The 1467-nt window shown below is 39.8% G+C and carries 1 protein-coding gene; it reads right to left on the bottom strand.

The annotated features are described in order from the left end of the window. Positions 1–179: 179 nt before the first annotated feature. Positions 180–1085 carry a TauD/TfdA dioxygenase family protein gene (locus AC1DRF_RS27500; protein ID WP_477742249.1) on the bottom strand — a complete coding sequence of 302 codons (906 nt, stop codon included), beginning with the start codon at positions 1083–1085 and terminating at the stop codon, positions 180–182. Between the last annotated feature and the right edge of the window lie 382 nt (positions 1086–1467).

Raw genomic sequence — 1467 nt, 5'->3', positions numbered from 1 at the left:
AAATCTATGTTCACCATGACAAAAAGATCCGAAATGTTAATCAATAATTTTGATTAACATTTCGGATTTCACTTCAACTAAAAGATTTTTGTCTCAGCCTCTTCTTATTATAAGTGCGAAACTTTTCTCACCTGCCTTTGCTTTGAAAGAAACATGCTGGTACAAAATAGAATCTGATCTCATCCCTCTTTTTTATAAGTCACACTCGTTTGTCCGTCGATACTCACTGGCACTTGGCCAACCAAGGTAACTCGTCTCATAACGCGGTGCTTTTCGCCGTAGTCATTAATTGCGTAGTGCTGGGTTGCACGGTTATCCCAAATAGCAATATCACCTGCTTTCCAGTGCCAGCGAACCGTGTTTTCTAGTCTTGTTACATGATCTTGCAGAATTGAAAAAAGATGATTTGAGTCCGAAGAAGATAACCCTTTAATTTTTTTCACAAAATGTCCTAACACTAACGTACGCTCTCCCGTTTCCGGGTGAATTCTTACAACTGGATGTTCTGTTTCATAGACAGTAGAAGCGAATACTTTGCGATGACGCTCTAAATCTTCTTGCGAACGATTCGGATGTCTTCCCCCATAATCATAGTCATTCGTATGCACCGCCCAAAGCTGATCAGCTAGCTGACGCAGCTCGGTAGGAAGCTTTTGATAGGCAACTGCTGTATTTGCCCAAACTGTATCCCCTCCTGCTTCTGGGACAACTATGGCTCGTAGGATCGATGCTTTCGGATATGTATCGATGAACGTTACATCGGTATGCCAAGAGTTAGCCCGTCCTCCTCGTTCAGAATCAAGTTCAAATAAATAATTGCTGCCTTCTTTTATCGGAACGGTAGGATGCGCTTCTGGTTCACCAAATAACGCAGCGAAAGCCTCTTGTTCAGCATCGTCGATATGCCCTTGGCCTCTAAAAAAGACAACTTTATGCTTTAGCAGAGCTTTGTTAATAGCACTGACCGTTTCGGCATCTAAATTTGAAGATAAGTGCACTCCTTTTATTTCTGCTCCAATGTGACCAGCGATAGGCTTTACTTCTAAAACCGAATTTTTTGCTGCGTTTTTGCTAACTGTACTCATGATACGTCCTCCTCGTAAGTTCCCCAAAAAGAGAGCTTTTCATTTTTTAGTAACAAATTCATTTTCTCGAATATAGCCGTATTCCTAAAAAGCAAAAAGGACCAGTCCATTCGCTTGAGCGATAGTCCGGCCCCAGTTGCCTGGTAGCGTTATATACAACTTAATTCCCAGTAAATCAATTTGTTTAATTGAATAATAGATTACCAGTTAAAATAAGTCAATATATTTAAAATAGTCTAAATTTTACGTTTACTATTTCTTATGTTGAATAAGAGAAAACAAAAAACAGACCCCCGCTTAGACGGAGATCTATTTTTTTACTTGCTTTATTTTTTAGGAAGGCTGCCATTTCGCTCTAAAACAGGGACTTCAATATCTACCG

Source organism: Priestia sp. P5_B4 (genome assembly GCF_056400385.1).
This window is presented reverse-complemented; position numbering and strand designations above follow the sequence as displayed.

Excerpts from the sequence above, each read along its gene's own strand:
- AC1DRF_RS27500 (WP_477742249.1), bottom strand. The coding sequence starts at position 1,085 with ATGAGTACAGTTAGCAAAAACGCAGCAAAAAATTCGGTTTTAGAAGTA.